This is a genomic window from Streptomyces sp. NPDC014734, assembly GCF_043083325.1.
Classification (GTDB): domain Bacteria; phylum Actinomycetota; class Actinomycetes; order Streptomycetales; family Streptomycetaceae; genus Streptomyces.
The window spans coordinates 84,586-97,741 of sequence record NZ_JBIBYN010000029.1; the positions used below are offsets into that span (position 1 = coordinate 84,586).

The window sequence follows — 13,156 nt, forward strand, 5'->3', positions numbered from 1 at the left end:
GGAAACAGCGCGGTCGGCGCAAGGAGCGAAGGAGTGAACCGGCGGAATCAGGTGAGGAACGTCTTGAGTTCGTGGACGAGTTTGCGGATGTGGCCGGAGAGCACCGGGGCACCGAGGTCCTTGAAGCGCTCCCGGAACCACGGGTTGACGCTGCCGCGTCCGGAGCTGGTCACCGAGCCGACCGGGATGAACTTGGCACCGGAGCGGTGGATGGCGGCCATGCTTTCGAACAGTGGCTCGGAACGCCATTCGTAGAAGTCCGAGATCCACACCACGACGGTGTTGCGGGGCTCGGCGATCTTCGGCTGGGCCAGCGCCATGGCGACCGTGCCGTCGGTGCCACCGCCGAGGTTGGTGCGCAGCAGGGTCTCGAAGGGGTCGTGCACCCAGGGTGTGAGGTCGAGGGCCTGTGTGTCGTAGGCGATCAGGTGGACGTCAACCTTCGGCAGTCCGGCGAAGATCGACGCCAGGATGGTGCAGTTCACCATCGAGTCGACCATCGAGCCCGACTGGTCCACGACGACGATCAGACGCTGGGGCGTCGTCTTGCGGGCGGTGTGCCGGTAGTAGAGGCGGTCGACGTACAGCCGCTCCTCCTCCGGGCTCCAGTTGGTGAGGTTCTTCCAGATGGTGCGGTCGAGATCGAGGTTGCGGAACACTCGTTTGGGCGGGATCGAGCGGTCCAGCGCGCCGACGGTCGCCTTCTCCACCTGGGTGCGCAGTACTTCGGCGACGTCGTCGACGAAGCGCCGGATCAGGGCCTTGGCATTGGCCAGGGCGACACCGGACAGGTTGTTCTTGTCCCGCAGCAGTTGTTCGATCAGGGACATGCTCGGGGTCAGCTGTGCGGCGAGCGCCGGGTCGGCGAGTACCTCGCGCAGATGCATCCGCTTGACCAGGTCTGCTTCGATGGCGCCGAGTTCGGGGCCGATCGCGGGGATCAGCCGGTCGAGGTCCGGGGTGGTGCCACCGGTGCCGGTGCCGGTCGAACCGGCGCCGTGTCCCGCGGCCGTTCCGCCGGAACGGCCACCGCCGCGGCCGCCGCGGAGTTCGCCGGGCTCACAGCCGAGTGCGCGTTCCAGCCAGCCCGCGTCGGACTGCCACCGTGCCAACTGTCCCGCTGTGACGGTGCCGGAACCGGGGGCGAAGACGTTGAGCAGCACTTTCGACACGAGTGCCGCGCGCCGTACTTCGGCGGCCCGGTCCCGTGAGCCGTCGCCGTCGTCCGGTGCGGGATCGGGGTCCGGCGCCATCAGGCCGTCGAACTCCGCGGCCAGCCCGGGGTGGCGCTGCACGACCGAGTCGACCGAGGCCTGTGGGTCCAGCAGCGCGGGCGGCAGACCGAGGTCCTCGACGACGGCGAGGCTCGCCGATTCCAGGGTGGGTTGTTCCTCGGGGTCGAAGAGGCGGGCGAGGAGCCGCCAGTACAGGACCTGGCGGCGGTTGTCGTGCGGGTCCGCGCCGGAAGTCGGGCGGCCTTGCGTCTCGGGGATCTGTCCGGTCATTTCCGCAGCAGCCTTCCGGCTCGCTCGCGCAGTACCGAGGTGGCGTCGGTGGCGGCCTTCTCGGCCTTGGCGCCGGCCTTGTCGGTCGTGCCCCCGGCCCATCCGCCGGCGTGGAGCGCGACGGTCTTCCTGCGCACGGTCGTCCCGACGGCCAGGGGCTGGACGCTGAACGATCCGGCGTCCCAGCGCAGGAGTGCGATGCATGAGCCGGACGTCGCCACGGCGTCGGGGGTGAGCGGTCCGGCGGCCGGGACGCGGTCGATGTCGACGGTCAGGTGGTGCCCGGCGACGGTGAACGCCGGTGCGCCGCCCTTGGCCGTGGTGGTGCAGCCCTCCAGGAAGACCGGGACGGCGATACGGGCCGGGTGCCGGTCCAGCGGTGCCGTCACCGCGTCGGTGGCGGTGGGCAGGGCGACGCGGGCGGTGGTGAGGGCGTCGGCGGGCCCGCCCGTGCGGGCATGCTCGTCGTTCCAGATCAGGTCGCCCTCGGCGGTGATCGGCATGTCGGTGAGCTCCATCGAGCGGCCTTCGCAGACGGCGGCCAGGAGCGACATGTGCGGGCGGAGCAGTTGCCAGACACCGGCTCCGACGACGGTGTCCGGTTTCGGTACCGAGACGCCGGCGCGCACCAGGCGGGGCACGGAGCCGTCGGCGGGCTCGAACACCGCGTGGACCTGGGCCTGTGCGGCGGTCGCGTGTTCCTGAAGGTCGATCCCGAGCGGCAGGAGGCGCCCGGTGGCGGCGCCGGTCACGGGCGCGTCGGCCGCGCCGGGAAGTGTCAGCAGCATCGCTCGGGACCACAGGTCGGCCCAGCGGCGGACCGGAACGTGTTCGAGGGAGGCCCCCGGACAGGACGCGGCGAGTTCGGCGGAGAAGCCGTCGAGCAGGGTCGCCAGGCGGCGCAGTGCCGGGTCCGGAAGCATCGCGGTGACGACCTGCGCCGATCCGGAGACCAGTTCGTGGTCGATGCCCTGCCACCCGGAGCGGGCGAGATCGACCAGCCAGGAGCGGGCCGCGGCGAGCAGGTTGGCCGCCTGCCGACCGCCGGATACGACGACGGTCTCCTCGCCGCGGGGGCGGCCGGTCGCCTCGGCCACGCGGTCCATCAGCGCGTCGTGGACGGAGCCGAGCAGGGCCGTGCGGGCGGCGGCGAGGGCGATGAAATGGTTCTCGTCGGCGGTTCCGGCAGCCGCCTTCTCGGCCGCCTCGGCGCTCCGGGCCGCGAGCGGCGTCCCCGCGACGGCGTGGGCGAGACCGGTGAGGCCCGCGGCCCGGGCGGGCTGGGGGCGGAGCAGTCCGGCGACGAGAACCCGGTCGAAGGCGTCGACGGCCTCCAGGGCTTCGTCGAGCCCCTCCACGGTCCGGGCGAGCAGGTCGGCACGCATCACGCCACCGCCCTGGTCGGCGGGAACCACTGCATCTCCGGCAGCGGTTCGGTGGACGGGGCGAGTTCCAGGTAGGCGAGGTGGCGCAGGAAGCGGCTGAAGACGGGCGCGGCGGCCTTGGTGTCCGCCTGCGGTGGACGTGTGGTGCTCATGTCTGCGGCGAGGGTCTGCGCGCTCGGCTCCCCGTCCGCGGTCTCGACCTTCAGGTAGCGGGCGACGCGCTCGGCGCCGTACTGCAGCGCCGCCTCGTTGATCAGCGCCCGGATGTGGTTGCAGAACGAGCCGCGCGCACCGCCGCAGGGGCGGTTGTTGTTGGTGCTGCAGGCGAACGCGTAGGTGCCGGCCTCGATGGACGAGACATAGACCCGCGCGATGTCGGATCCGCTGGACACCACACCCTGCAGGCGTCCGTCGGCAAGTTCGACGAAGGGGACCTTGGCCAGCTTGCGCGGCCGGGCGGGCGCAACCACCCGTTGCGTGCTCGACCTCTCCCTGTCTGACAACACACCATCTCCTCTGCAGCAAAGGGCTTCCGCGCCGGATCGGCGGGACACTGCTGAACATAGTCGCGACCACTGACATCGACGGTGGCTCGGGAATCGCGGCGGAGACGGGCGGACGGCGGCGTCGGCCGTCGGCTCCGGCGGGCACCGGGAACGGCCCCCGCCGTACGCCCCGGGCCGTCGCCGAGGTCGGTCATCGCACCGGCGGCGCGGCGCGCTTCCTCCGCCCGGCCCGGCCCGATGGCGCGGCGTCAGACGGCCCGCGACCCGTGGCCGGTTCCGCCCGTGCCGGGGTCCGGCGTACCCGCCCGGCCGCCGTCCGGAACGTCCGCCGGGCCCCGGCCCGTGCCGGGACCGGACACCGGCGTCCCGTCCGGCACCGGGTCTCCCGTCCCCGGCGCTCCCACGCGCAGACCGTCCATCACGAGGTCCAGAAGTCGCGTCGCGCGCGGCTGCCAGTCCCCGTGCGGGTCGATCTGCCAGAGCCCGGCGATGGCGAGCAGGAAGTCCTCGGGGACGAGTCCGGGACGGATGGTGCCGGCCGCCTCGTTCGCGTTCAGCAGGAGCGAGACGGCCCGTGTCACCGGGCCGTGTCCCAGCCGGGCGAGACCGCCGTGCCCGCCGGTGGCTCCGCGCAGGGCGTCGGCGAGCCCGGCCTTGGCCATGGCGTACTGGGCGAGGCGGTCCATCCATTCCCTCAGCGCCCGGTCGGGCGTGCGGGTGCGGAGCAGTTGGGCGGCGGTGTCGGCGACCTGCCGCATCTCGTGGCGGTAGACCTCCAGCACGAGGGCCTCGCGATCGGGGAAGTTGCGGTACAGGGTGCCCTGTCCCACGCCCGCTCTTCTCGCGATGGCACTCAGCGGGACGTCCGCGGCCCCCGTCAGTTCGGCGAGCGCCGCGTCCAGGATGCGGGTGCGATTGCGCTGCGCGTCCGGGCGCAGCGGCGCGCGTCTCTCGTCCCGCACTCGGCCTCCCTCCGGATGGCGCGACCGAGCGAGTCGGCCTTGCTGAGCGGACAGCCTGCCGCTAGGTTCGACGATCAACTGGACAGTTGTCCACTTGAGTTCACCATAGCGGCAGGACCGGCCGACGCGACCGGCCGGTGCCCGGCGTCACCCGTTTTCCCCACCCGTGTCGCCCTCTCCCGCGACGTCGCCCGGCGGGATCGTCCCGTCGGACGCGCAATCCGCCATGCGAAGGAAGGCTGATCGTGGCCCCATCCACATCCGGCGTCATCACCCTGCACATCAATGACGAGACGCACACGTTACCCGTCGACCACCGCACCACCCTGCTCGACGTCCTGCGTGAGCGTCTCGATCTGACCGGCACCAAGAAGGGCTGCGACCAGGGCCAGTGCGGCGCGTGCACCGTGCTGCTCGACGGGCGTCGGGCCGTCTCCTGTCTCCAGTTCGCGGTCGCGGCCGAAGGACGCAGGATCACCACCATCGAAGGGGTGGCCGAGGGAGACCGGCTGCACCCGGTGCAGCAGGCTTTTCTCGACTTCGACGGCTACCAGTGCGGCTACTGCACACCGGGGCAGATATGTTCGGCCGTCGCGATGATCGAGGAACACGCCGCGGGCTGGCCGAGCGCCGTCACCGACGACGTCCGGCCCGAGGCCGGAGCACCGGTGCTCACCGACGAGGAGATCCGTGAGCGGATGAGCGGCAACCTGTGTCGTTGTGGCGCGTACGTGTCGATCGTGCGGGCCGTGGCACGGGCGGCGGAGGCGACGCGGGTCGACGAGGGGGCGGCATGAGGGAGTTCGGGTACGAACGCGCCGTCGACGTCGCCGATGCCGTCGCCCGGTGCGGTGCCGATCCCGATGCCCGCTTCCTCGGCGGCGGCACCAACCTCGTCGACCTGATGAGGTCCGGCGTGGAACGGCCCGCGTCGCTGGTCGATGTGTGCCGGCTCCCGCTCGACGACATCGAGGTGACGAGCGGTGGTGGGCTGCGCATCGGCGCGACCGTCACCAACAGCGACCTCGCGGCCCATCCGGAGGTACGGCGTCGATGCCCCGCGCTGGCGCAGGCCGTCCTGGCCGGCGCGTCGGGGCAGTTGCGCAACATGGCCACCGTGGGCGGCAATCTGCTCCAGCGAACCCGTTGCGGCTACTTCACCGACGTCTCCGCCCCCTGCAACAGGCGCTCCCCCGGCAGTGGCTGTCCGGCGATCGGCGGAGAGCACCGCAACCACGCGATTCTCGGCGCGTCCGAGCACTGTGTCGCCACCCATCCCTCGGACATGGCGGTCGCACTTGCCGCGTTCGACGCCGTCGTCTCGTACGAAACCACTGACGGTGCGGGCGAGTTGCCGATCACCGAGTTGTATCTCCCCGTGGGTGACACCCCGCACGCCGAGACCGCGCTGCCGCACGGGGCGTTGATCACCGGCGTCACGTTGCCGCCCGGCCGCCCCGCGGCCCGTTCGCGGTACCGGAAGGTGCGTGAACGGGCCTCGTTCGCGTTCGCGATCGGCTCGGTCGCCGCGGGTCTCGACGTCAGGGACGGGCTCGTGCACGATGTGCGCCTGGCGTTCGGAGCGGTCGCCTCCCGTCCGTGGCGGGCCCGCTCGGCCGAACGGACCCTGCTCGGCGGGCCGGTCGGGCCCGGTGCGTTCGCCGCCGCCGCGGACGCGGAACTGGCGGCGGCCGAACCCCTCCCCCACAACACGTACAAGGTGGCGCTCGTCCGCAACCTGGTCGTCGCGGTGCTCACCGAACTCGCCGAGGAGGCCGTCCGATGACCACGACACCAGAAGTCGCCCCGCGGCCCGGGGCCGTGGGTGCCGCGCGCACCCGTGTGGAGGGACGCGACAAGGTCACCGGAGCGGCCCGCTACGCCGGGGAGATTCCCTTCACCGACCTGGCGCACGGCTGGCTGGTGCTGTCGACCGTGGCCCGCGGCCGGATCAGGGCCGTCGAGGACGCCCCCGTCCTGGCGATGCCGGGGGTGCTCGCGGTGCTCCACCATGTCAACGCGCCGCGCGTCGACACCGACTACGTGGGCATGCTCGGGCGGCCCAACCCGGTCGTCGGCCTCTTCCAGCACGACCGCGTGCCCTTCATGGGCTGGCCGGTGGCGCTGGTCGTGGCCGAGACGTCCGAGCAGGCCAGGGAGGCCGCCGAGACACTGGTCGTCCGGTACGACGAGGAGCCCCACGACATCGACTTCCGTTCCGGACGTGGCGATGCGTACACGCCGGAGGACAGCCCCATGGCGCAGGCCGAGACGGAGAAGGGCGATGTGGAGGCCGAACTCGGCGCCGCCGCACTCGTCGTGGACGAGGAGTACACCACACCGGAGGAACACCACCACCCGATGGAGCCGCACGCGGCGACCGCCCGATGGGACGGGGGCCGCCTCGACGTCGTCGACGCCAACCAGGGCAGCTCCTGGGTGGCCGGCGAACTGGCGTCGCTCTTCTCCCTCGATCCGGCCTCCGTGCGGGTGCGGTCCGAGCACGTCGGCGGCGCCTTCGGCTCGAAGGGCGTCGGCCCTCACCAGGTGGCCGCCGTGATGGCCACGACCGTTCTGCAGCGCCCGGTCCGCGTCGTACTGACGCGTCGCCAGATGTTCTCCCTCGTCGGCTTCCGCAGCCCGACCGCCCAGCGGATCAGGCTCGGCGCCGATGCCGACGGGCGCCTGCGCGCCTTCGACCACCGGGCACTGAACCTGACATCGACGGTGCACGAGTTCGTCGAGTCGAGTGCCGTACTGGGGCGCGTGATGTACGACGCGGACGCGCACCACACCCTGCACCGGCTCGTGCGACTCGACGTACCCACCCCCTCCTGGATGCGCGCGCCCGGAGAGGCCCCCGGGTCCTTCGCTGTCGAATCCGCCCTCGACGAACTCGCCGAGAAGTGCGGCATCGACCCGATCGCGCTGCGCGCCCGCAACGAACCCGTCACGGGCCCGGTGTCCGGCCTGCCGTTCAGCAGCCGCAGGGTCCTCGCCTGCTTCGAGGAGGGCGCGCGCAGGTTCGGCTGGGCGGACCGCGACCCGCGCCCCCGAGTACGCCGCGAGGGACGCTGGCTGCTCGGAACCGGAACTGCGGCTGCCACCTACCCCTCGGGGGTCGGCGCGTCGACCGCGGCCGTGACCGCGGAGCAGGACGGAACCTTCACGGTCCGGGTCAACGCGGCGGACATCGGTACCGGTGCGCGGACCGCGATGGTCCTGGTGGCGGCGGACGCGCTGGCGGTGGATCCGGACCGGATCCGGGTGCGCATCGCGGACAGCGACATCGGCCCGGCGATGATCGCCGGCGGCTCGATGGGAACGCGGTCCTGGGCCTGGGCGGTGACGGTCGCGGCGGGCGAACTCGTGAAACGGCTGGCCCTGGGAGGCAGCGTCCCGCCCGAGGGAATCACCACCCGGTCCGACACCACCGAGGCCGTCGCCGCCCTGGCGAGGAAGGAACGGCATTCCTTCGGAGCGCAGTTCGCCGAGGTCGCGGTGGACGTCGCCACCGGCGAGGTACGGGTGCGGCGGCTGCTCGGCGTCTTCGCCGCGGGCACCATCGTCAACCCCCTCACCGCCCGCAGCCAGTTCGTCGGCGGAATGACGTGGGGGCTGTCCATGGCCCTGCACGAGGAGGCGGTCAGGGACCGGGCCTCGGGCGGGCACGTCGGCGCCGACCTCGCCCACTACCACTTCGCCACGCACGCGGACGTGCCACTGATCGAGGCGGACTGGGTGGACGACCCCGTGCCGGACGACCCGGTCGGGATGAAGGGCATCGGCGAGATCGGCGTCGTGGGCGTCGCCGCCGCCGTCGCCAACGCGGTGTGGCACGCGACCGGTGTGCGTCACCGGCGCCTGCCCATCGGTCCGGACCGCGTCCTGGAGACATCGGGTACGGACGGGCACGGGCCGGATCGGGCAGCCCGGCACGTCTGACGTCACCGGGCGGACGCCACGACGTGAACGGGGCCGGGACGCGGCGCCGCGGCACTCGGCGCCGCGTCCCGATGCGGTCGGGAACGCGCGTCGGCGTCCCTCACCGTCGGTCCGGTCCACGACGGGCGGTACGGAGACGGCAGCCACGCCACGCTCCCGGCGCCGTGGCCCGCGCGGCCTGATGCCACTGACGTACGCGCGAGGTAGTGCGAGGTGACGACGACATGGCGACGCGTCCGGTGAAAGGCTGGCGCACATGACGAAGCCGGGCGACCGACGGGTTCCGGAGTGGGCACATCGCGCCCCTCGCTTCCTGTCGGCCACCGGCCTCCGGCCCTTTCCACCCGCCGACGCACCGGGACCGTCCGTCCCGGGCGATGCGCTCGCCCGTCGGGCGTGCGGGGCGGTGGGCCCGGCGCCGGACGCGGGCACGGGCCCGCACGGACGCGGTGGACGCCGTACCCGTGCGCGGCCCCCTCGCCGTCACCACCTTCCGCAGCGCGGAACGCATCGACCAGGTCAAGGAGAACGTGTGACCACCCTCAGAGCCACCACGCGCCGGGCATCGGCCGTTGGCCTCGCCCTCACCGCCTGTCTCAGCGCGGTACCGACCGCGGTGGCCGCGGCCGCCGACCGCGACGGCGGCGCGGCGGCCGGGCCCGCGCTCGACCGCTACCACCACCAGCGTCTCGACTGGCACGGCTGCGCCACGGGCCCCGACGACACGGCGGGCCGCGATCTGGACCAAGCGGGCGCCCAGTGCGCGGACGTGACCGTGCCGCTGGACTACTCGGCCCCGCGGGGTCGCACCATCAACGTGGCGATCTCCCGGCTGAAGGCCACGGACACCCGCCACCGCATCGGCACACTCCTGTTCAACCCCGGTGGCCCGGGCAGCTCCGCGATCGGTCTCTCGCCGTTGATCCGCACGGTGATGAAGGATGCCGGAGCACGCTACGACATCATCGGCATGGACCCGCGCTTCGTCGGTCGCAGCACGCCCCTGGACTGCGGCTGGCCCGTCGGCACGTCCCTCTTCTCCGCCGGCACGGGCCGGGCCGGCTTCGACCGTCAGGTCACCCTGCAGAAGAGCCTTGCCGACAAGTGCCGGGCCACCAACGCGTCCGTGCTGCCGCACGTCACCACCCGAAACACCGCCCGCGACATGGACGTCATCCGCGGCGCCCTGGGAGAACGGAAGATCTCCTACCTGGGCATCTCCTACGGCACCTACCTGGGCACGGTCTACACCCAGATGTTCCCCGGCCGCTACGACCGGGTGGTGCTCGACGGGGCGCTCGATCCCGGCCGCTACAACCCGCGGCTGATGCGCGGCGTGGAACGCGAGAACGACCGGGCGCTCGCCGACTGGGCCGCCTGGGCCGCACGACGCCACAGCACCTACGGCCTCGGCCGCACCGGTGAACAGGTGCTCGGCACGATCGACCGCGTCATCGAGGCGTCCGCCCGCCGGCCGCTGACCGTCGGCACCGGGGCGGAGACGTTCCGGCTCGACGACACCCTGGTGCCCTCCGTGATCTTCATGGGGGACCCGGACGACACCGACGAGGCACGCGCGATCCTCGCCGAACAGGTCTCCGTGCTGGCCGAGGCCGCGAAGGGACGGCCCGCCCGGCCGTCGCCGCAGTTCGCCGCCGCGCTGCGGTCCATGCTCACGAGTGAGGGGGCGCAAGTCGGCGGTGTGCAGTCCGCGATCCTCTGCGGGGACGTGGCCGCCCCGCGCGATCCGGAGCGCTACTGGCGCGACATCGAACGCAGCCGCGCCGCGCATCCGGTGGTCGGTCCCCTGACCAACAACATCGGGCCGTGCGCCTTCTGGGACCGGCCCCGCGAGGAGCCCACCCGGGTGCGCCACGACGTCCCGTCCCTGATCGTGGCCGCCACCGGCGACCCGCGCACCCCCTACACGGGGAGCGTCGCGCTGCACACCATGCTTCCGAGCTCCAAGCTGATCACCCTCAAGGGCGCCAACCGGCACGCGGTCTACGGTCAGTACGGCAACACCTGCGTGGACGACAACGTGAACCGCTACCTGGTCACCGGCAAGCTGCCCGCCCACGACCGGACCTGCGTCAAGCAGGGCGCGTAGCCGCCCGCCGTTTCCGGCGTGTCACCGCCGGTCGGGGACCGGCGGCGTCACCCGGGTGATCCACGGCTGCGGGCCCCGGTCCCGGCGCGCGCGAGGTGCCGCGCCACGGCCCTCCGCCGGACATGACACCACCGGGAACAGGCATGTGTACGATCGTACGCTTCACGGCGTACGATCGTGCACATGGCTGACCACCTCACCGGGGACACCCGCACGCAGCACGAGCGCATGCTCGCCGGAGACCTCTACATCGCCGACGATCCCGCGATCGTCGAGGCGCAGCGACGCGCGCAGCGGCTGGCCTTCGCCTACCAGCAGGCGTCCGTCGAGGACTCCGGCAAGGCACGGATCGTCCTGGCGGAACTGCTCGGCGAGCTGGGCACGGGCGCCGAGATCCGTCCCCCGCTGCACGTGGACTACGGCAGCCACCTGGCCGTGGGCGAGGGGACGTTCGTCAACTTCAATCTCACCGCGCTGGACGTGGCGCCGATCCGCATCGGCCGGGACTGCCAGATCGGCCCCAACGTCCAGCTCCTCACTCCCACTCATCCGCTGGAGCCGCAGCCCAGGCGGGACAAGCTGGAGGCGGCCCTGCCGATCACGATCGGCGACAACGTGTGGCTGGGAGGCGGCGTCATCGTGCTGCCCGGCGTGACCATCGGCGACGACAGCGTCGTCGGGGCCGGGTCCGTCGTCACCCGTGACCTCCCCGCGGGCGTGGTGGCCGTCGGCAACCCGGCGCGCGTGGTCCGCTCCCTGTACGGGACGAACGACCCGGGCACGGAGGGCTGATGGCCACCGGCACCGGGCACTGGACACCGATCCGCACGACCGCGCTCTGACGGCCGAGGCCGTCGCGCTCACCACCGCCCGGCCCGTCCGGAAACGCTGACCGATGGCCCGGGCCCGGCGTCCGGCGACTGCGCCGTACCGCCGCCCTCCTCGACGGGCACGGGCCCATCGGAAGTTCGGGATCGATCCGGCCCCGGAACCGGGGCGGGCCGCGTTCCGTCCGGCACCGGGATCTCCGGCCGGCCCGAGGGGCACCTGCGGAGATCGCGCCCATGGGTGTTCCGTACACACGCAACCCCGGCCCGATTCCGGCGGGCCGGGGTTGCGTGTGTGGGTGGATGGAACGTCGGGTCAGCGGTCGCCGCCGCGGTCGCCACCACGGTCATCGCCGCGGTCGCCGTGGTGCTCGATCACGCGGAAGCTGCCGACGACTCCGTCGTGGACGTGCACGCCGCCCTTGACGTGGCCGGGGAAGACCCCGTCGCTGGAGCTGTGCGGTCCGACGGTCGCGATCGGGGCGCCGTTGTCGCAGGTGGCACCGCGGAAGACCTCGACGCTCCGACGGCTGTCGTTGCGGATGTTGAGGCTCTTCGAGCCGAGTCCGCTGATCACGACCATGCAGCCGCCGCGCTCGTCGGAGTAGGTGCGCTCGTTGATGTGGATGCGGCCTTCGTAGTGGTCGCGACCGCCGCGGTCGTGACCCCTGCCGTAGTCCTTGCCCTCGTTGCCCCTGCCCTCATTGCCCTTGCCCTCGTTGCCCTTGCCGGCGTCGCCGCCGTTGAGGGCCGTGGGGGCGGCGGCCTGCTGGACAACGGGGGCCGCCTGGGCCGGCTCGGAGGTGGCGGCCGAGGCGTAGGTGATGCCGGTGGCCGCCAGGGCCGCGGCGGCCGCTACGGCGGCGGTCACAACGGTGGAACGGGTAACCATGTCACTTCTCCTGTCTCAGAGAGGCCGGCTGAGCAGTCGACCCGAGACTGAACGTACTGACGGTCCTCATACCTGTCATATCGGACACGTTGCTCCGTGTCGCCGGAACGTCGATCGAGGTACAGAAAGTACGCCAAATGCTATTTCTAGATAATCTGATGAGCATCCAACTATCCACGAAGAAAAGCGAATTGGGACATCATTGATCCATCCGAGGGACTTCCTGAAAACCTCTCACCCCGGCAACGGCGTGTCATTCGTTGACACGATCGAGCCATCCCTCTACAGCACACCTCGTTCGCTCCCGGCCCACCGTGCGGCGCGGGCGACGCACGGCACGGCGATCCGCGCCTCGACCGCCTCCGCGCGCCGGAGCCTGCGCACGACCGCCACGTCACCCGGCGTTCATCAGGCAAGTCGACTGTCGGGTTCAGGGTTGCCGTGTCACTCCGGAGCCCGGGGGACTCCGGATTCTTCGCGTTGAGGACCAGAACGCGTGCTGAGTCGGCACAGGCGTCCGGGCCGGGCCTACGGCGCCTCGTGGACCCGAGTCAGCAGGGCCATCAGCTGGCTCTGCCCGTCCCGGGTGAGCGGCGCCAGCAGCTCGACGTTGGCGGCCCCCGCCGAGGCGCCGCAGCGGGCGAGGACGGCCGCGCCCTCCGGAGTGACGGCGATGGCGTTCTTGCGCCGGTCGGCGGGGTCCGGGGTGCGCAGGACAAGGCCCGTCTCCTGGAGGTGGTTGAGGATGCCGACCATGTCCTTGGGGTCGACGGCGAGCCGACGGCCCAGGTCGGCCTGGGTCACGGGGCCGTACTCGGCGGTCGCGGCCAGCCCCCCTACGGTTCTCATCGCATCGTTGGGGTCGCCCGATGAAATCGGATTCGGGAGGTCCTGTGCCGCGCGTTCGCCATGAAGTTGACGGTGGACCCGAGGTGCTGTTCGTCGAGCGGGTCGACGTACCGGAGGCAGGAGCCGGAGAAGTACTGATCCGGGTCGAGGCGATCGGGGTCACGCTGCCCACCGT

At 72.1% G+C, this 13,156-nt stretch carries 12 protein-coding genes; 6 read left to right on the plus strand and 6 right to left on the minus strand.

Annotation, left to right across the window (positions count from 1 at the left end):
- Positions 1-47: 47 nt before the first annotated feature.
- The 4 genes from ACF1CT_RS32895 to ACF1CT_RS32910 all read right to left on the minus strand — a co-directional run bounded on the left by ACF1CT_RS32895 (position 48) and on the right by ACF1CT_RS32910 (position 4,358).
- The gene (locus ACF1CT_RS32895; RefSeq protein WP_391787667.1) at positions 48-1,505 is read right to left on the minus strand and encodes a VWA domain-containing protein; all 1,458 of its coding nucleotides are present in this window, start codon (positions 1,503-1,505) and stop codon (positions 48-50) included.
- Entirely contained in the window at positions 1,502-2,920 is a 1,419-nt protein-coding gene (locus ACF1CT_RS32900; protein ID WP_391787668.1) for a hypothetical protein, read from the minus strand. The genes ACF1CT_RS32895 and ACF1CT_RS32900 overlap by 4 nt, the downstream gene beginning before the upstream one ends.
- Positions 2,890-3,393: a hypothetical protein gene (locus tag ACF1CT_RS32905; RefSeq protein WP_391787682.1), complete on the minus strand. Its 504-nt coding sequence runs from the start codon at positions 3,391-3,393 to the stop codon at positions 2,890-2,892. The genes ACF1CT_RS32900 and ACF1CT_RS32905 overlap by 31 nt, the downstream gene beginning before the upstream one ends.
- 251 nt (positions 3,394-3,644) lie before the next feature.
- Entirely contained in the window at positions 3,645-4,358 is a 714-nt protein-coding gene (locus ACF1CT_RS32910) for a TetR/AcrR family transcriptional regulator (RefSeq protein ID WP_391787669.1), read from the minus strand.
- A gap of 245 nt (positions 4,359-4,603) precedes the next feature.
- Between ACF1CT_RS32910 and ACF1CT_RS32915 the strand changes: the two genes are divergently transcribed.
- From ACF1CT_RS32915 to ACF1CT_RS32940, 6 genes are all read left to right on the plus strand, one after another.
- Positions 4,604-5,155, plus strand: coding sequence for a (2Fe-2S)-binding protein (locus ACF1CT_RS32915; protein ID WP_391787670.1), 552 nt, complete (start codon positions 4,604-4,606; stop codon positions 5,153-5,155).
- Positions 5,152-6,144 (plus strand): FAD binding domain-containing protein, encoded by a 993-nt coding sequence (locus ACF1CT_RS32920; protein WP_391787671.1) that lies wholly within the window; start codon positions 5,152-5,154, stop codon positions 6,142-6,144. Before ACF1CT_RS32915 ends, ACF1CT_RS32920 begins: the two co-directional genes overlap by 4 nt.
- The gene (locus ACF1CT_RS32925) at positions 6,141-8,303 is read left to right on the plus strand and encodes a xanthine dehydrogenase family protein molybdopterin-binding subunit (protein ID WP_391787672.1); all 2,163 of its coding nucleotides are present in this window, start codon (positions 6,141-6,143) and stop codon (positions 8,301-8,303) included. The genes ACF1CT_RS32920 and ACF1CT_RS32925 overlap by 4 nt, the downstream gene beginning before the upstream one ends.
- 377 nt (positions 8,304-8,680) lie before the next feature.
- The gene (locus tag ACF1CT_RS32930; protein ID WP_391787673.1) at positions 8,681-8,839 is read left to right on the plus strand and encodes a hypothetical protein; all 159 of its coding nucleotides are present in this window, start codon (positions 8,681-8,683) and stop codon (positions 8,837-8,839) included.
- The gene (locus tag ACF1CT_RS32935) at positions 8,836-10,413 is read left to right on the plus strand and encodes an alpha/beta hydrolase (protein ID WP_391787674.1); all 1,578 of its coding nucleotides are present in this window, start codon (positions 8,836-8,838) and stop codon (positions 10,411-10,413) included. The genes ACF1CT_RS32930 and ACF1CT_RS32935 overlap by 4 nt, the downstream gene beginning before the upstream one ends.
- Positions 10,414-10,596: 183 nt before the next feature.
- Positions 10,597-11,205, plus strand: coding sequence for a sugar O-acetyltransferase (locus tag ACF1CT_RS32940; RefSeq protein WP_391787675.1), 609 nt, complete (start codon positions 10,597-10,599; stop codon positions 11,203-11,205).
- 351 nt (positions 11,206-11,556) lie between these two features.
- On the opposite strand, the gene ACF1CT_RS32945 is transcribed toward ACF1CT_RS32940, so the two are convergent.
- The gene (locus ACF1CT_RS32945; protein ID WP_391787676.1) at positions 11,557-12,132 is read right to left on the minus strand and encodes a hypothetical protein; all 576 of its coding nucleotides are present in this window, start codon (positions 12,130-12,132) and stop codon (positions 11,557-11,559) included.
- A 528-nt stretch (positions 12,133-12,660) separates the two neighbouring features.
- Complete coding sequence (locus tag ACF1CT_RS32950; protein ID WP_391787677.1) at positions 12,661-12,981, minus strand: MarR family winged helix-turn-helix transcriptional regulator; 321 nt, start codon at positions 12,979-12,981, stop codon at positions 12,661-12,663.
- Positions 12,982-13,156 lie beyond the last annotated feature (175 nt).